At 65.7% G+C, this 17183-nt stretch carries 18 protein-coding genes and 3 tRNA genes; 15 read left to right on the top strand and 6 right to left on the bottom strand.

What is annotated here, in order from left to right:
* Window positions 1–21 precede the first annotated feature (21 nt).
* Genes IPM80_22230 through IPM80_22220 form a run of 3 tightly spaced genes read left to right on the top strand, consistent with a single transcriptional unit; the run spans window position 22 to window position 1837 of the window.
* On the top strand, window positions 22–879 hold the full coding sequence (locus tag IPM80_22230; GenBank protein ID MBK8961064.1) for an alpha/beta fold hydrolase: 858 nt from the start codon (window positions 22–24) through the stop codon (window positions 877–879).
* A gap of 43 nt (window positions 880–922) precedes the next feature.
* Complete coding sequence (locus IPM80_22225; GenBank protein ID MBK8961063.1) at window positions 923–1462, top strand: bifunctional (p)ppGpp synthetase/guanosine-3',5'-bis(diphosphate) 3'-pyrophosphohydrolase; 540 nt, start codon at window positions 923–925, stop codon at window positions 1460–1462.
* Window positions 1463–1465: 3 nt separating this feature from the next.
* Window positions 1466–1837, top strand: coding sequence for a hypothetical protein (locus tag IPM80_22220; protein MBK8961062.1), 372 nt, complete (start codon window positions 1466–1468; stop codon window positions 1835–1837).
* Between the two features lie 64 nt (window positions 1838–1901).
* On the opposite strand, the gene IPM80_22215 is transcribed toward IPM80_22220, so the two are convergent.
* A complete protein-coding gene (locus IPM80_22215; protein MBK8961061.1) occupies window positions 1902–2705 on the bottom strand; it encodes an enoyl-CoA hydratase/isomerase family protein in 804 nt (267 codons plus the stop codon).
* 110 nt (window positions 2706–2815) lie between these two features.
* On the opposite strand from IPM80_22215, the gene IPM80_22210 reads away from it, so the two are divergent.
* From IPM80_22210 to IPM80_22165, 10 genes are all read left to right on the top strand, one after another.
* Window positions 2816–3616 carry a DUF169 domain-containing protein gene (locus tag IPM80_22210; protein MBK8961060.1) on the top strand — a complete coding sequence of 267 codons (801 nt, stop codon included), beginning with the start codon at window positions 2816–2818 and terminating at the stop codon, window positions 3614–3616.
* Between the two features lie 32 nt (window positions 3617–3648).
* Window positions 3649–4041, top strand: coding sequence for a RidA family protein (locus tag IPM80_22205; protein ID MBK8961059.1), 393 nt, complete (start codon window positions 3649–3651; stop codon window positions 4039–4041).
* Between the two features lie 108 nt (window positions 4042–4149).
* Window positions 4150–5406: a diguanylate cyclase gene (locus IPM80_22200; protein MBK8961058.1), complete on the top strand. Its 1257-nt coding sequence runs from the start codon at window positions 4150–4152 to the stop codon at window positions 5404–5406.
* Window positions 5407–5507: 101 nt separating this feature from the next.
* The gene (locus IPM80_22195) at window positions 5508–6050 is read left to right on the top strand and encodes an NUDIX domain-containing protein (protein ID MBK8961057.1); all 543 of its coding nucleotides are present in this window, start codon (window positions 5508–5510) and stop codon (window positions 6048–6050) included.
* The gene (locus tag IPM80_22190; protein MBK8961056.1) at window positions 6047–6703 is read left to right on the top strand and encodes a response regulator transcription factor; all 657 of its coding nucleotides are present in this window, start codon (window positions 6047–6049) and stop codon (window positions 6701–6703) included. Before IPM80_22195 ends, IPM80_22190 begins: the two co-directional genes overlap by 4 nt.
* Before the next feature lie 47 nt (window positions 6704–6750).
* Window positions 6751–7410 carry a uracil-DNA glycosylase gene (locus tag IPM80_22185; GenBank protein MBK8961055.1) on the top strand — a complete coding sequence of 220 codons (660 nt, stop codon included), beginning with the start codon at window positions 6751–6753 and terminating at the stop codon, window positions 7408–7410.
* Between the two features lie 14 nt (window positions 7411–7424).
* Window positions 7425–9245 (top strand): excinuclease ABC subunit UvrC, encoded by a 1821-nt coding sequence (gene uvrC, locus IPM80_22180; GenBank protein MBK8961054.1) that lies wholly within the window; start codon window positions 7425–7427, stop codon window positions 9243–9245.
* A 2-nt stretch (window positions 9246–9247) separates the two neighbouring features.
* Window positions 9248–9802: a CDP-diacylglycerol--glycerol-3-phosphate 3-phosphatidyltransferase gene (gene pgsA, locus IPM80_22175; GenBank protein MBK8961053.1), complete on the top strand. Its 555-nt coding sequence runs from the start codon at window positions 9248–9250 to the stop codon at window positions 9800–9802.
* A gap of 131 nt (window positions 9803–9933) precedes the next feature.
* Window positions 9934–10009: transfer RNA gene (locus IPM80_22170), tRNA-Gly, on the top strand.
* An 86-nt stretch (window positions 10010–10095) separates the two neighbouring features.
* Window positions 10096–10169, top strand: a tRNA-Cys gene (locus IPM80_22165).
* A 273-nt stretch (window positions 10170–10442) separates the two neighbouring features.
* Here the strand turns inward: IPM80_22165 and meaB are convergent.
* The 4 genes from meaB to IPM80_22145 form a co-directional block, all read right to left on the bottom strand.
* The gene (gene meaB, locus IPM80_22160) at window positions 10443–11420 is read right to left on the bottom strand and encodes a methylmalonyl Co-A mutase-associated GTPase MeaB (protein ID MBK8961052.1); all 978 of its coding nucleotides are present in this window, start codon (window positions 11418–11420) and stop codon (window positions 10443–10445) included.
* 31 nt (window positions 11421–11451) lie between these two features.
* On the bottom strand, window positions 11452–11856 hold the full coding sequence (locus IPM80_22155) for a cobalamin-dependent protein (GenBank protein MBK8961051.1): 405 nt from the start codon (window positions 11854–11856) through the stop codon (window positions 11452–11454).
* Window positions 11853–13457: an acyl-CoA mutase large subunit family protein gene (locus tag IPM80_22150; GenBank protein ID MBK8961050.1), complete on the bottom strand. Its 1605-nt coding sequence runs from the start codon at window positions 13455–13457 to the stop codon at window positions 11853–11855. Before IPM80_22150 ends, IPM80_22155 begins: the two co-directional genes overlap by 4 nt.
* A gap of 155 nt (window positions 13458–13612) precedes the next feature.
* Complete coding sequence (locus IPM80_22145) at window positions 13613–14812, bottom strand: MFS transporter (protein MBK8961049.1); 1200 nt, start codon at window positions 14810–14812, stop codon at window positions 13613–13615.
* Between the two features lie 248 nt (window positions 14813–15060).
* On the opposite strand from IPM80_22145, the gene IPM80_22140 reads away from it, so the two are divergent.
* Window positions 15061–15147: transfer RNA gene (locus IPM80_22140), tRNA-Leu, on the top strand.
* 172 nt (window positions 15148–15319) lie between these two features.
* A complete protein-coding gene (locus tag IPM80_22135) occupies window positions 15320–15784 on the top strand; it encodes a DUF4102 domain-containing protein (protein ID MBK8961048.1) in 465 nt (154 codons plus the stop codon).
* Window positions 15785–16505: 721 nt separating this feature from the next.
* On the opposite strand, the gene IPM80_22130 is transcribed toward IPM80_22135, so the two are convergent.
* Window positions 16506–17171, bottom strand: coding sequence for a MarR family transcriptional regulator (locus IPM80_22130; GenBank protein MBK8961047.1), 666 nt, complete (start codon window positions 17169–17171; stop codon window positions 16506–16508).
* Window positions 17172–17183: the final 12 nt, after the last annotated feature.

Below are 17183 nucleotides of genomic sequence, written 5' to 3'. Positions count from 1 at the left end.
CGCACTTCAATGGGAACCGGCATGGACAGACAGGACATCTTTTTCGAAAGCGAGGGCGCCGCCCTGTGCGGCTGGCTGGCACGGCCGGCGGGCGACGGCCCGCACCCGGTCATCATCCTGGCCCATGGCCTGTCGGGCATCATCGATCTGGATCTCGCCGAATACGCCGAACATTTCGTCGCCGCCGGCTACGCCTGTTTCGCCTACGACCATCGCAACTGGGGGCGCAGCGCCGGCTGGCCGCGCAGCGAGACCGATCCGTGGCGCCAGGTGGCCGACATGCGCGAAGCCGTCTCCTTCGTGCGCACGCTGCCCGGCATCGATGGCGAACGCGTCGGCCTGTGGGGCACGAGTTACGCCGGCGGCCACGTCTTGACGGTCAGCGCGCTCGACCGGCGCGTGAAATGCGTGGTCTCGCAGGTACCGCTCACCAGCGGCTCGCGCACCTTCGACAGCTGGGTGCCGGCCGACAAGCGCGCGGCCTTCCTGGCGCGCATCGATGCCGATCGCGACGCGCGGCGTCGCGGCGCGTTGCCGGCCATCACGCTGGCCGCCACCAAGGGCTCGGAAACCGCCGAGTGGGTGGCGCGCAAGGACGGCGCGGGACGCTATCGCAACGAACTGACGCTGCGCTCCTTCGACCTCCTGCGCGGCTATGAGCCGGAGTCCTTCGTGCCGCGTATCGCGCCGACGCCGCTGATGATGATCATCGCGGCGCGCGACACCACCACGCCGACCGCCTGGCAGGAGCAGGCCTTCGCCAGCGGCGCCGAACCGAAGCAGCTCGTCAGCATCGATTGTCGGCACTACGACGTGTACATGGACAAGCTGGACGAGGCGGCGCAGGCGGCGCTGGCCTGGTACCGGGCGCACCTCTGAGGCGCACGACGAGGACGTCGCACGCCATGCGAGCAACCGACCGATGAGCACGACGCCGCGCGACCTTGCCCTGGTGCTGAAAGCCACCGAGTTCGCCGCGCGCAAACATCGCAACCAGCGGCGCAAGGACAGGGAAGGGTCGCCCTACATCAACCATCCCATCACGCTCGCCAGCATTCTGCTCAACGAAGGCGCGGTGGACGATCCGAAAGTACTGGCGGCGGCGCTCCTGCACGACACCATCGAGGACACCGAGACCAGCTACGAGGAGATCAAGGGCCAGTTCGGCGTGCTCATCGCCGACATCGTCATGGAAGTCACCGATGTCAAATGGCTGCACAAGCACGCGCGCAAGCGCCTGCAGGTGTCGCGCGCCGCGCGTTCGACGCGTGGCGCCAAGCTGGTCAAGCTCGCCGACAAGATTGCCAACCTGCGCGACATGATCGCGCATCCGCCGGACGGCTGGTCCGTCGAGCGCAAGCGCGAATATTTCGATTGGGCGAAGAGCGTCGTCGACCAGATCCGCAACACCAATGCGCGCCTCGAGCGGCGCTTCGATCGCATCTACCGGCAGCGACCCTGAGCGATGGCCGACTGTCCCTGCGGTGGTGGCCCCTACGGGCGTTGCTGTGGCCCCCTGCACGAGGGCGCGCCGGCGGCCAGCGCCGACCAGCTCATGCGCTCACGCTACAGCGCCTATGCGCTCGGCAAGTTCGATTACCTGCGCGCCACCTGGCATGCGTCGACCTTGCCCGATGACCTCGGCGAGGCCAATGGCGAGGCGGTGAAGTGGCTGGGGCTCAGCGTCAAGCGCCATGTCGCCGACGGCGACGAGGCCAGCGTCGAATTCGTGGCGCGGTTCCGCGTCAAGGGCCGCGGCCAGCGCCTGCACGAGATCAGCCGTTTCGTGCGTGAGGGTGGGCGCTGGTTTTACGTTGACGGGGAAATCCAGGAGTGAGCGTACGCAGACTCCGATGTTTGTGGGTCAGACTGAAGTCTGACCCACAGTGCCAAGGCTCGGCTCAGAATTTCTTCAGCTTGTGCCCGCCGGCCACGTACTCCTTCATCATCTCCAGCGCGCGGTCCGAGCCGCCGATGACATTGGCGAACAGGTCGCCTTCCTCGTCGACGCCGTCGGCGGTGGTCTTGCCCCAGCTCGAACGGATGACCTGCTTGATGGCGGCCAGCGCCGCCGCCGGCTTGTCGAGGAACTCACGTGCCATGTCGTGGGCAGCGGCCAGCACGTCGCCGTCGATGTAGTGATGCACGAGGCCCTCGGCCGCCGCTTCCTTGGGCGAGAACGTGCGGCCGCGCAGCACCCATTCCAGTGCCTTGCCCGGTCCGACCAGGCGCGCCAGGCGCGTGGTGCCACCGGCGCCCGGCAGGATGCCGACCAGGATCTCCATCTGGCCGATGGTGTAATCGCCGGGGCCGGCCAGGCGGATGTCGCAGGCCAGCGCCAGTTCGCAGCCGCCGCCGCCGCAGAAGCCGTTGATGGCGGCGATGGTCGGCTTGCGGAAGTTGTCCACCTCTTCCCACAACAGGCGCAGCGGCGTGCGCGCGAAACGCGGATCGGCCAGGCCCTTGGCGCGGCGCGCCTTGAGGCCGGCGGTCATCTCGATGATTTCCTCGACCGAGAAATGGCGGATGAAAACGTCCGGCAGGCCGCCGGTGAACACCACCACCCTGACCTCGTCGTTGTTGTCGAGGTCGGCGAGGATGGTGCGGGTCTGCGCCACCATGTCGGACGTGAAGAAGCCCTTCGGCGGATTGGTGAAGGTGACGGTGGCGATGCCGTCGGTGATTTTGCAGGCTACGGTGCCCATGGTGACTCCCCTTGATGCGTGGATACAATCGGTGACAGGTCATCGCACCATAACGCCTTTGCGCGGCCCCTGAAAATGGCTGCGTGGTTCCGCCCATCCGAGGACGCCCCATGAGCATCGCCAACTGCTGGAACGACACCACCGAGTACGACTACGAAGCGTTGACCGCCGGGCTCACGCGCTATCTCAAGCTCAAGACCATGGCGGTCGGCATGAAGCGCTTCAAGACCGTCGCCGACATGGAGGCCGTGCCGCGCATCCGTCGCCCCAGCCCGGCCGAGAAGCTCGCCACCGACCAAGTGGTGGGCCAGGCGCGCTGGATAGGCTGGACCATCGGCGTCACCATGGACAACCTCATGGGCCAGCAGTGCGGCGCGGTGGTCGGCCTCGCGCCGCGCGACCCGGAGTTCCTGTCCGGTGAGCGCATGAAGGGCGTGTGGTACGGCACCCTGGAGGACAGCGCCGCGCACCAGGCGGCCATGACTTGCGCTTCCCACGGAGACTACCAGGCGCTGGCGGTGTCGCCGCTGACAGCCAAGCGCCTCGACAATCCCGACATCTGCCTCATCTACGCCACGCCCGGCCAGATGATCACGCTCATCAACGGCCTGCAGTACACCGGCTATCGCAAGTACAGCTTCACGGTGGTCGGCGAGAGCGCCTGTGCCGATTCGTGGGGGCGGGCGCTTTCCACCGGCGAGCCGTCGGTGTCGATCCCCTGCTATGCCGAGCGCAAGTTCGGCGGCGTGCTGGACGACGAGCTCTTGATCGCGCTGCCGCCGAGCTACCTGCCCGGCCTGGTCGAAGGGCTCAAGTCGCTCGACAGAAACGGCTTGCGTTACCCGATCCCGAATCACGGCATACAGAAGTCACCCCTGGACAGCATCGAAACCAGCTACGGCAAATCCTGACGCCGACACCACCCCTGAAGAGGAGCCGCGACATGCGCGTACGTAAAGACATCATCCCGCCCGGCATGGAAATTATCTTCGAGCGCTTCCGCTATGCGCCTGGCGTGCTGGTGGACGACACCCTGTACATCGCCGGCCAGGTCGGCCGCAACGAGAAGCTGGAAGTGGTGGAGGGCACCGAGGCGCAGTTCACGCAGGCCTTCGAGAACGTCGGCAAGGTATTGCGCGCCGCCGGCGCGAGTTTCGACGACGTGGTGGAGATGGTGACCTACCACACCGACATGCGCGATCTCGCGCTGTTCATGGAGGTCAAGAACCGCTACTTCACCGGCCGGCTGCCGACCTGGACCGGAATCGGCACCACCGCGCTGGCGATGGCCGGCCTCGAGGTCGAGATCAAGTGCACGGCGCGCCTGCCGGATTGAGCCGGCCGGCGCGTTAGCTGGTGCGCAGTCCGGCAATTGTTCACGATACGAGGGCTCACCCGGACGCACTGATGGGCTAGGCTGGCGGTCGCTACCCGCAATAACAACATGAACGAATCGAAGCCCCATCCCGAGCGCGCGCCGACGCTCGATGCACGCAGCGATGTGAAGCGCGAGCAGTGGCAACTGCTGCTCGCCAACGTGCGTGCCTCGACCGTGCCGACCGCGCTGGTGGGCGGTTTGTTCGCGTTCTTCTTCGCGCGCTTCGCCATGGCACCGCTCGCCCTGTGGTGGTGGGCGGCCTTGGTGGCGGTGTTGGCGGCGCGCTGGTGGGTGGCGCAGGCCGGCGCCGGTGGCCATGGCCTGCGTGTCGGCCCGCCGTGGTTGCTGTACCTGACCCTGTTCGCCAGCGGCTTGCTGTGGGGCGTGGCGCCGCTGTTGGTCATGCATCGCGCCGACGACACCATGCTGTTCACCGCCGTGCTGCTGGCCTCGGGCGTGGCGCTGTCGGCGTTCGCGTCGTTCGGCGTCAGCGTGGCGGCGGTGGTGGCGATGGTGCTGCCGGTGGCGCTGGCCAATCTCGCCATGGTCGCTTTCGTCCACAGCACCGCCTACTACGCCCTCGGCGTCGCCTTGCTGCTGCTCTACAGTCACCAGGCGGTGGTGATGGCGCAGTCGCGCCGCGTGCTGGCCAACCAGATCCGCCTGCGCGTGGAGAACGCCCTGCTTGCCGCGCAATTGAGCGCGCAGGCCGAGAAGACCTCCGCCGAGCTGGAACGGCGCATGGACACCGAGCGCGTATTGCGCGCTTCGCGCGACAAGGCCGAGCGCATGTCCGGCACCGACAGCCTCACCGACATCGCCAATCGTCGCTACTTCGACAGGCGACTCAAGCAGGAGATCTCGCGCGCGTTTCGCGAGCGCACGCAGCTGTCGCTGGTGTTGTGCGACATCGACTTCTTCAAGCAGTACAACGACACCTACGGCCATCAGCAGGGTGATGAATGCATCAAGTCCTTGGCGCGCGTCCTGACCGGCTTTTGCCGTCGCGGTGGTGATCTCGCGGCGCGCACCGGCGGCGAGGAGTTCGCGCTGCTCTTGCCCAATACCGATCACGCGGCGGCCCTGCGCCTGGCCGAGAACGCGCGCACCGCGTTCGACGGCCTGGCCATCGTGCACGCCGGCTCGACGCTCAAAGCCAATACCACCGCCAGCTTCGGCGTGGCGACGGTGGTGCCGGCCCATCTCGAAGCCGGCGACGCTTTGATCGGTCGAGCGGATCAAGCGCTTTATCTCGCCAAGTCGCGCGGTCGCAACCAGGTGGTGAGCGAAAACGAACTCGAACAGAACGCACGCGCAGGCTGATCTCACCGTATCGCAGTAAGGAGTGCGTTCTTTCGCAGAAACGCACGCGGGCCGGCGTTACACTTTTTCTCAATCATCCGCATTGATGTGAGAGCCAGTAGGTGAGCGCGGCCAGTCAGTCACAGTCCCCGGCGGTCGAGATGATCGATATCGTCGATGCCGACAACCGTGTGATCGGCTGTGGACCGCGACGTGAAGTGCACCGTCTCGGCCTGCGCCATCGCGCCGTGCACATGCTGGTGCTCGATCGGCATGAACGCATTTACCTGCAGCGCCGTTCCCCCCATAAAGACGTCGACCCGAACCTGTGGGACACCTCGGCGGCCGGTCACGTCGATGCCGGCGAGGATTATCACGCCGCCGCGCTGCGCGAACTCCACGAGGAGCTGGCGCTCGAAGACGTCGAATTGCGCGCGCTGTGCGATCTGCCGGCGCGGGTCGAGACCGGGCAGGAATTCGTGCGTGTCTACCTTGGCCATACGCGCGGCGAACCGCGTCCGGACCCGCGCGAAATCGCCGCGGGCGGCTGGTGGGAGCGGGCCGAGCTCGAGGCGTGGATGGCACGCAGCCCGGCGGACTTCACCGGCACTTTTCATCTGCTCTACGCCGAGTTCCGCGCGCGGAACCCAAGGAGTACGTCGTGATCGAGATCATGGTGGTCGACGACCAGCGCCTGGTACGTCGCTGCATCAGCGCCAAGCTCAACGCGGTGGAGGACTTCAGCGTGACGGCCGAGGCCGCCAGCGGCGAAGAGGCGCGCGACGCGGTGCGCGCCAAGCACTTCGACGTGATCCTGATGGACCTCAACATGCCCGGCATCGGCGGCCTGGAAGCTACGCGGCGTGTGCTGGCGGTGCGCCCGGAGTGTCGCATCCTGGGACTGTCGATGTACGTCAGCGGCCCGTATCCCAAGCAGTTCCTGCGTACCGGCGGCGCCGGTTACGTGAGCAAGAACACCGACACCGAGGAACTGGTGTCCGCCATCCGCAAGATTCACGGCGGCGAGTGCTACATCAGCGCCGACGTCGCCCAGCACATCGCCACCAGCGATTCGCTGCGCGTGCAGCGCCATGGCATCGAAGCGCTGTCGCGTCGCGAGATCCAGGTGTTGCAGAAGATCGCCATCGGCCTGCCGCACGAAGAAATTGCGCTGGGCCTGTGCCTGAGCGCCAAGACCGTCGCGCAGTACCGTCGCCAGCTGTTGGAAAAACTCGGTGCGCGCAACGACGTGCAGCTGGCGGTCATCGCCCGCGACCAGGGCCTGGCGGATATCGATTCGCTGCCCGACCCGGCCTGACCGCCACGGGGTCGAAGCGCGGCCGCTTCGTCCGTATCATGGCGGCGATGAGCAAGCCCGCCGCCGCCCCGATTTTCGATCGCGATTGCACGCGCTGCGCGCGCCTCGCGGACTTCCTCTGCGAGGTCCGGGCCAGCCATCCTGGCTATTACGCACGCCCGGTGCCGCCGTTCGGCGCGGACCGCGCGCGCCTGCTGGTGGTCGGTCTCGCGCCCGGCATGCATGGCGCCAATGCCAGCGGCCGACCATTCACCGGCGACCACGCCGGCATCCTGCTCTACCAGACCTTGCACGCCTTCGGATTTGCCAGTGCGCCGCAATCGCTGGGGCGCGACGACGGTCTCGAACTCATCGACTGCCGCATCAACAACGCGGTCAAATGCCTGCCGCCGGCCAACAAGCCGACGCCCGCCGAAGTGCGCGAGTGCAATGCCTACCTGGCCGCCGATCTCGCGCGCCTGCCCGCGCGCGGCGTGGTGGTGGCGCTCGGCCAGATAGCCCACGCCGCGGTGCTGCGCGCGCTCGGCATGCGCGAACGTGAGCATCGCTTCGCCCATGGCGCCACGCACCTGCTGCCCGGGGCGGCGCTGACCTTGCTCGATTCCTATCACTGCTCGCGCTACAACACCCAGACCCGGCGCCTGACGCCGGCCATGTTCGAAGCGGTGTTCGCGCACGCGCGTCGCATCCTGGACCAACTCGCGTGAGCGACGAGGAACGCATGGAAGGCCTGCGCGCCTTCAGCCGCGAACTGCCGAACGACGCCGGTGTGTATCGCATGCTGGACGAACGCGGCCAGGTCATCTACGTCGGCAAGGCGCGCAATCTGCGCAAGCGCGTCAGCCAGTACTTCAATCGCCAGGCCAGCCATGCCATCAAGGTGTCGGCGATGGTGGCCCACGTCGCGCGTTGCGAGGTCACCGTCACCGCCAATGAAACCGAGGCGCTGATCCTCGAGAGCAACCTCATCAAGGAACTCAAGCCGCGTTACAACGTGGTGCTGCGCGACGACAAGAGCTACCCCTATATCTACGCCGACCTCGAGCACGAATTTCCGCGTCTGCGCTTTCATCGTGGCGCACGCTCCGGCAAGGGCCGCTACTTCGGGCCGTTTCCCAATGCCGGTGCGGTGCGCGAGACGCTCAACCTGTTGCAGAAGCTGTTCCTGATCCGCCAGTGCGAGGACAGCTTCTTCAAGAACCGCAGCCGGCCATGCCTGCAGCACCAGATCGGTCGCTGCACCGCGCCCTGCGTGGGCCTCATCGAGCCGCCGGCCTACCAGTCGGACGTCGAGCACGCGCTGATGTTTCTCGATGGTCGCGGCGAGGAGGTCATATCGCACCTCGTCGCGCAGATGGAGCAGGCCGCCGAGGCGCTCAACTTCGAGCGCGCCGCGCGCCTGCGCGATCAGATCACGAGTTTGAAACGCGTGCAGCTCGAGCAGAACGTCGAAGGCGAGGAGGGCGAGTTCGACGTGGTGGCGGCGGCGGTCAAGGGCGGCATCGGCTGTGTGCAGGTGTTCTTCATCCGCCACGGTCGCGTGCTCGGCAACAAGGCCTATTTCCCCGCCCATACCCAGGACAGCACGCCAGCCGAAGTGCTGGAAGCCTTCCTGCCGCAGTTCTACCTGGCGGCGCACCGTGACCGTGACGTGCCGCGCGACATCATCGTCAGCGAGACCCTCGATGACACCGAGTGGCTGGCGCAGGCCTTGAGTGAAGCGCTCGGCCGCCGTATCGGCATTCGTGACGCGGTGCGCGGCGAACGCGCCAAGTGGCTGCGCATGGCGCAGGACAACGCCCAGCTGGCGCTCGATCAACGCCTGTCCAGCGAGGCCGATCAGCATCTGCGCATCGCCGCGCTCGCCGAGGCGCTGGAGCGTGACTCACCCATTGAGCGCATCGAGTGCTTCGACATCAGTCACATGGGCGGCGAAGCCACGGTCGCCTCGTGCGTGGTGTTCGGCGAGAACGGGCCGCGCAAGTCCGACTATCGCAAGTTCAATATCAAGGACGCGGTGGCCGGCGACGATTACGCAGCCATGCACGAGGCGCTCAAGCGCCGTTACAGCCGCTTGAAGCGCGAGGAAAGCCCCTTGCCGGACATCATCCTCATCGACGGTGGCAAGGGCCAGGTCACGCAGGCGGTGGAAGTGCTGGCGGAGCTGCAGATCAGCGACGTGCAGGTGATCGGCATCGCCAAGGGCACCACGCGTAAACCGGGCCTGGAAACGCTGCTGCTGCACGACGGCGCCGAGGAACGTCGCCTGCCTCCCGATTCGCCGGCCCTGCACCTGCTGCAGCACGTGCGCGACGAGGCGCACCGCTTCGCGATTGCGGCCCACCGTCGCGCGCGCGGCAATGCGCGCAAGGGCTCGCCGCTGGAACAGGTGGCCGGCATCGGCGCCAAGCGCCGCAAGAGTCTCATGCAGCACTTCGGCGGCTTGCAGGGTATCGCGCGCGCGGGCGTGGACGATCTCATCCGTATCCCCGGCATCAACCGCGAGCTTGCCCAACGGATTTATGATGTGATGCACGACTGATGATGACCCTGCCGAACATCCTGACGCTGCTGCGCATGGCGCTGATTCCGTGCTTCGTGGTGGCGTTCTACCTGCCGTTCAAACGCGCGCACCTCGTGGCGGCAGGCTTGTTCCTGCTGGCGGCGGTCACCGACTGGCTGGACGGATACCTGGCGCGGCGCTTGAACCAGACCTCCAAGCTCGGCGCCTTTCTCGACCCGGTCGCCGACAAGCTGATGGTGGCGGTGGTGCTGGTGGTGCTGCTCGAAGCGCGTCACAGCCTGTGGCTGGCGGCGCCGGTGGCGGTGATCATCGGCCGCGAGATCGCGGTGTCGGCCTTGCGCGAATGGATGGCCGAGATCGGCGCGCGGCGCAAGGTCGCGGTGTCGATGCTGGGCAAGGTCAAGACCACGCTACAGATGGTTGCGCTCATGATGATGGTGGTCGGCGTCGGGCCCGACATGCCGGGCATCCTTTACGGCGCGGGCATGGCCATGCTGTACGTCGCGACCATCATCACCCTGTGGTCGATGGTGGACTACCTGGTGCTGGCATGGCCGGACTTGCGCGAGTCCTGAAGTCGAGCAGTTTCCTTGACAGAGCGATATGCGAAGCTACAATGGCGCTCCGACCGAGGATGGGGCCCAAGGGCCGCTTCCGATCCGATGTCAGCCCCGGGTCCTGGCGGTCGTGTGAACGTGCTGACGACGCGGGAATAGCTCAGTTGGTAGAGCACAACCTTGCCAAGGTTGGGGTCGCGAGTTCGAGTCTCGTTTCCCGCTCCAAATCTTTCGTCGAAACCCCGCCAACGCGGGGTTTGCGCTTTTTGCGGCTTCGATAGCTGACTTCAGCTCGAAGCGCGCGAACCACCGGCTGGGTGGCAGAGTGGTTATGCAGCGGCCTGCAAAGCCGTGTACGCCGGTTCGATTCCGACCCTAGCCTCCATTTTCATGATCAACGGCGCTGCGCGCCGTCGGCCCGCTCGCACGGACGCCGGGCACACCGACCTGCCCGGGTGGCGCCTGCACGGCGTGCCACCGCCGATCTCCCCTTTCTCGACGGCTCACATGACGGTCAGGAATCCGAAGCTTGCCCACGTTCCTGCGTGGAGCCTGGTGCCCGTCTGAAATGCTCTTCCTGGTCGTCAAAATGGCTACGCATCGCGTCGCTATTGCCTGGCTGAACCGGCATGACGCGGATAGCGGCCGTCGTGGTGCGCTACTGTTGTCGGTGTGGGACTTGGGGCGAGGTCGCCGCCACGCGAACGTCGCTTTCCAGGGTGTCGCGCAGTGGTTTTAGGATCTCGTCGCAGACCGCGTAGATGTCGAGTTTGCCGGCCGCGATGTTCGGCACCGACGCGAGTATTTCGGGTGTGGCATCGAGCTTGCGCAGCAGCGCCTGTTGCAGGCCCTCGCGCAGGAACGCGCGCAATTCGATTTCGCAGTTGGCGCGCTGTCGCGCCACCTGCGACGGCGGCTTGCTATCGCGGTACGCCTTGTGACGTGCAATGGCCTGCCAGATGTCGTCGATGCCCTTGTGGTGCAGCGCCTGCGCCTTGAGCACGGGCGGCGCCCATGCACTTGGCGGCAGGCGACGGAAAATGTTCTCCAGGTAGCCGACGGTCTCGTCGGCGCCAGGGCGGTCGGCCTTGTTGACGACGAACAGGTCGCCGACTTCGAGGATGCCGGCCTTCATGGCCTGCACGTCGTCGCCGAGGCCCGGCACGGCGACCACGATGGTGGTGTGGGCGAGGCGCGCGATATCGACTTCGTCCTGACCGACGCCGACGGTTTCGACCAGGATCACGTCCTTGCCCATCGCATCCATGACGCGAATGGCGCCACGCGTGGCGGGCGTGACGCCGCCGAAGTGTCCACGGCTCGCGAGCGAGCGAACGAATACCGCGTCGTCGAGCGCGAAACGGTTCATGCGTATGCGGTCGCCGAGTATCGCGCCGCCCGACAGCGGACTGCTGGGATCCACCGCCAGCACGCCCACGCTTCTGCCATCGCGGCGTGCACGCGCGATGAGGCAATCGGTCAGCGTGCTCTTGCCGGCCCCGGGCGGACCGGTGATGCCGATGACGAGCGCGCGGCCGCTGTGCGGGAACAAACGCTTGAGCGCCTGCCAGGCCGCCGGCGAACCGTCGTCGATGAGGCGGATGAGGCGCGATGCCGCGCGCAGCTCGCCGGCCAGGGTGCCGGCGACGAGCGCATCGACGGACGATTCAGCTCGCGGTGTCACGCGCCGCCAGGCTCTTCACCGCATCGACCACCTTGGACATCACGCTGCCCGAGCCGAACACCGCCGCCACGCCCTTGGCGCGCATCGCGGCGGCGTCTTCTTCGGTGATCACCGAGCCGCCCAGCACCACCGGAATGTCGAGTTCGTTGCGCTTCAACAGCTCGATGAGTTCCGGCATGTAGTAGAGGTATTCCCACGAGTGGCTGCTGATGCCGATGACATCGGCATCTTCCTCGACGGCGGTGCGCACGATGGTCTCCGGCGTGTTGAAGCAGCCGGTATAGATGACTTCCATACCCTCGTCGCGCAGGGTCTTGGCGATGGCGACCGCGCCGACTTCATGCTGGTCCATGCCCAGCACGCCCACCAATACGCGGATGGCGCTCATTGCTCACCTCCGAGCGGCGATTGCAGGTAGCCGTAGGGATCGTAGGGCGTGCCCCAGGCCTGGCGCATCACGCCGGCTATTTCGCCCATGGTGGCATTGGCGCGGGTGGCCTCCAGCACCGCTTCCATCATGTTCTCGCCCGATTGCACGACGTCGTGCACGCGCGTCAGGGCATCGATGAGCCGGCTGTGGTCACGCGCCGCGCGCCAGGTTTTCAGCTGCTCGATGCGATCGAACAAGGGCGGGATCTTCTCTTCGCTGATGTCACGCAGCAGGGTGTCTTCGGCGGCGGGCATCTGGTGCACGTTCATACCGACCTTGATCACCTGGCCGTCCTGCACCTGGTGATGGTAGCGGCCCATGGTGCCGTGGAAGAACTGCTTGAAAAAGCCGCTCGCGACCAGCTCGGCCGGGTCGCCGCGCGATTCGATGTCGCGGATCATGTCGAGGATCCTGGTTTCCACCTGGTCGGTCAGGGACTCCATGAACCACGAGCCGCCGAAGGGATCCTGCACGCTGTTGATGTTGGTCTCCAGATCGATCACCTGCTGGGTGCGCAGGCCGACCAGGTGGGCTTCCTTGCTCGGCGTGCGATAGCCTTCGTCGAAGGTCGAGATCTCGAGCGCGCTGACACCGGCGAGGCCGAGCGCCACCGTCTGCACCGCGCCACGCACGATGTTGTTGGCCGGCTGCTCGGTGGTGAGCGACAGGCCCGAGGTATGCACCGCGATGTTGACCGCCTGCGAGCGCGGGTCCTTGGCGCCGAACTCCTCTTTCATCATGCGCGCGTAGATACGGCGCATGGCGCGGATCTTGGCTATTTCCTCGTAGAAATCCATGGAGCAGTTGGTGAGGATGGCGATGCGCGGCGCGAAGCTGTCGATGTCGAGGCCGCGGGCCAGCAGCGTGCGCACGATGTGGCGGATCTCGACGAAGCCCAAGGCCGCTTCCTCGACGGCATTGAGGCCGGCCTCGCTGAAGAAATAGGTGTCCTCGAGAAAGCCGTGGAAGCGCGGCATGTGCTTGCTGCAGAACTCGATGACGTCGCAGGACATGCGCAGGTGCAGGTCGAAGGGCATCTTGTAGGCATAGGAACAGTGCTCGGCGTAGAACGGCCACTCGATTACCGAGCCACGCAGCACCGTCGGCGAGATGCCGCGCTCCTGGGCGACCAGGTACAGGCCCGCGACCGTGAACATCGACGGCGCCGAACTCGAAATCGACATCTGGTCGAGCGGGATGCCCTCCAACAGCTGGCGATAATCCTCCTGGCAGCACAGCGACACGCCCTGCGTGCCGACGGTGTAACGCGCCAGCGGATGATCGGGATCCATCAGCGACATGGTCGGGCTGTCGCCGATCACGTCGAGTCCGGTCTGGCCGAGACCCATGAGGTATTTGAACTGCTCGTTGGAACGGCGCGCGTCGCCTTCGCCTGACAGCTCGCGCTGGATCCAGCCCTGGCCGGAGTAGGCGCGCGTGCCGCGCGTGAAGGGGTATTCACCGGGATTGCCAAAGCGTTTGCCGTAGTCCTCGTCCACGGTGGCCGGCCGGTACACCGGCGACAGCTTGATGCCCGAGCGGGTCGAATTCTCTTTCATGGCGATTCCCCTTGGGTGATTCGCGGAGCGATTCACCACGCTGCGTTGTGATGACGGGTAGGCCCTTCGCGACAGTGGCGCGTGCTATCCATCATAGGCCGGGCAGCACGGAGCCTCCCTGGATCCCGGTCAAGTTCCAAGGGATCGGCACGCGCTCAGCGATGCGCGGCGACGGCGGTCGAGGCGCGCAGGCGCGCGTACCACAGCACCATGCCAGCGGTCAGGGCAAGCACCACCAGCGCCGCGCGGTTCATGAATTCCCAGCCGGCCGACGACACCAGCGCACCCGACGAAGCGGACGACACGCCCATGACCGCGAACACCAGGAAATCGTTGGCGCCCTGCGCGCGGGCTTTCTCGGCCGGCGAGTGCGATTCGGCCAGCAATACCGTGCCGCCGGTATACATGAAGTTCCAGCCCACCCCGACCAACACCAAGGCGGCCACGAAATGCGCGACGCTGATGCCGTGCAGGGCCACCAGCGCGCCGCCCGCCAGCACCACGATGCCCGCGCCGATCACCGGCAGCACGCCGAATCGCTTGATGAAGTTGCCGGCCACGAAGCCCGGCGCGTACATGCCGACCACGTGCCATTCAATGACCAGCACGGCCTGGGCGTAGGGGTAACTGCAGAAATTCATGGCCAGCGGCGTGGCGGTCATCAACAGGTTCATGAGTCCGTAACCGAGTGCGCCCGACAGCGCTGCCACCAGGAACGCGGGTTGCAGCACCACGTCGGGCAGCCTGCGCGCGTCGCCGTGGCGCTCCTCGGCGCTGGGCTTCGGCACCTCGACCTGTGACTGGAAAGCCAGCGCCACCAGGGCCGCGGCCGCCAGCAGCATGAAAGAACCGAGGAAGGGCGTGGCGAACAGGTGCTGACCGTAACGCGTCATCTGCGGCCCCAGGAAACCTCCGACGATGCCGCCCGCCAGCACCAAGGACGTGGCGGTGGCCCTGTCGGCGGGCGCCGCGACCTCGGCCGCGGCAAAGCGATATTGCAGCCCGACGGCGTTATAGATGCCGATGACGGCGGTCGCCGCGCAGAACAGCACGAAGCTGTGGGCCAGCAACGCCACCACCGCCAGCGCGCAGCCGGCGACATTGATGAGCGCGCCGGCCATGAAGCCGCGTCGCCGTCCGACCTTGGCCATCCACAGCGACATGGGCATGGTCGACAGCGCCGAGCCGATGACGTAAGTGGTGACACCCAGGGTCGCAAGGCTCTTGTTGCTCGCGAGCTGGTAACCGACCAGGCCGTTCAAGGCCACGAGGCCGGCGGCATTGGTCAACAGCAAGGCCTGGCAGCAGGCGAGCAGGAACAGCGTGCGATAGGCGGTGGTGCTGGGCGTGGTCATGGTGAGCTGGCGCAACGGGCGAGGCGGCAGTGTCGCCGCTTATGCGCGGCATGACCATTCCGACAGCGGGGAGGTGAAGCGCGGGCAGGCGTCGCACTGCCAACCCGGCGGCGATTGGGTTACTCTGCGCGCCCGACCGCGAGCACAGGACGCACCACGGTCGCGCGCCATTCCACATGGCGCCTGCCCCTCACCAGCTCGGGCAGTTCATGGCTATGACGGCGCTACGCGCCGCGCATGCCGACCCGGCCCGGGTGGCGGAACTGGTAGACGCAGCGGACTTAAAATCCGCCGACCGCAAGGTCGTGCCGGTTCGATTCCGGCTCCGGGCACCATCGCTTTCTTCTCTGAGCTTCGCTACCTGTCGGGGTGATGCAAAAATACGCGGTATTTCGCGCACATGAGAGGGCTGAGTTCTCCGGAGATACTCTCGGGGCTTCTTTGGCATTCGGGGGTAACTGGGGGTAGAAAGGGGGGTAACGGCAATTCGATTCCGAGTGTTACCCCATGCCGCTTACTGACGTTGCGCTCAAGAATGCCAAGGCTGTCGACAAGCCAATAAAGCCTTTCGATGGGGCCGGGCTTTTCCTGTTGGTCACGCCCAGCGGAGGCAAGTGGTGGCGATTCAAATATCGCTTCGACGGCAAGGAGAAACTGCTGTCACTCGGCACCTATCCAGAGGTGCCGCTTGCCGGCCATAAAGACAAGAAGACAGGTGCCTGGATCGAAGGCGCCCGTGAGAAGCGCGACCATGCTCGCAAGCTCATCAAGCAGGACATTGACCCTGGCGTTGTTCGGAAGTCGGAGAAGGCGGAACGACGAGCTGCCAACGCCAGCACTTTCGAGGTCGTGGCCCGCGAGTGGCATGCGCTACCTGCACGGACGGCGCGGCGAGGGTGGTCGACCGAGACAGCCGCTGCGCGCCTCAAGCGTCTCGAGAGCGACGTATTTCCGAACCTGGGTAACCGTTAGATCAGCGACATTCGACGTTCGGATATCGAGAAGCTGCTTCAGACCATCGCCAAACGCGGAAATTTCGAGGTTGCAAGGCGCGTCCAGCATTTATAGGTGTGCCTGAAGGTCCAAATCGCCGATTTGCGCCGAGCATGTTCGCAGTCAGAAAGTTGGAATTGCTTGACCAAGATTGCCTTAGTCTCGGTCACTGGGCCAGTTCCCGTCCCGCACTTGCATAGCCAGTCCATCGGAGCTGCGCCATCCATCGCCAAATTTCCCGGCGACCAATGCTGCAAAGGCTTCGCCTTGTGCTCGAGGTGCTTTGACCATCGCGCCGCGTGACGCTTCAGGCGCCAGGATTGCGATGTCCGATAGTCCTGATTTCCGCCACTCGGCGCGACTGACTACCTGATAGTAATCAGTTGATGCGGACACAAACGCCCTGACGGCCTGCAGCTGGTGATGTGCCGCATAGGCCAGCAGCACATCTTCACGGGTCGAGACGCGGGCGGACCGCGCCAAAGCCTTCTCGGCGGCTCCGGAAGGGGGCCCGCCCGGGATCGGCGGGCTGCCGCCCCTCCCCAGACGCTCGCGGTAGCCGTTGCGGCTGTCCCATCGCCCGCCCACGCCACGCCATGCCCACGACGGCTTGGTCGGCCCCTTCGACCCCCTGTCTGTCTCCGGCTGGTAGCGAACTCAACCTAACCCGCCCCCCCCTCCTGGGCAACCGGCGCCACCTTCAGTTCTTACACCACTCGGCGGGACGCAACCTTCGGTTGAGCCGCATCGCGTAATTCCCGATGGCTTCGCCCGCTGTTACCAGGCCGTAGCCACCACTCAGAATCAACACATGCAGACCGATGGCGACGGCGTCGACAAGTGCCTTGTTGGCAGCGGCATAGAATGTTCCTGCGTACCGTTGCCACGCAGGCATCAGGTGATTCTCATCAAGCTCGGCTTTCGCCAACACGGTGGCGCGGGCATCTTGCAGGCGCTGGGTCAAAGTAGCGGGCAAGGAGTCGGTGATTGGCGCTCCTCCACGACCAATCGTGGTGGCGGTGTTTTTCCGCCCTGAGCAGGGAATGATGAGCAGGGTGTCCCGCAGGTTCTCGGCGCTATCAAACGGAAGGTCAGCGTTGGAGACAATCGACGTGGACGAAATGTCGGGCTGTAACGGGCTACGCGACCGAATATCAGGCCTAACGGGCGCGCGTTCGGGAAGCAGGGCGTTTGAAATCTTCCCCGAAATACCGCGCGCCCTGACGATGAGCCCCGCCGCCGCAAGCCGTCTGCAAATTTGATTAACCTGCTGCCGCGGGCTGATGCCGGCAAGCTTCGCGAGCTCGTCATCATCAAGGCCGGAGTGTTGCCCGAGCAAGGCAAGAATTCGGTCTGCGTTATTCATGCGATTGCCCGC

The organism is Pseudomonadota bacterium (genome assembly GCA_016719885.1).
Lineage (GTDB): Bacteria > Pseudomonadota > Gammaproteobacteria.
This window is presented reverse-complemented; position numbering and strand designations above follow the sequence as displayed.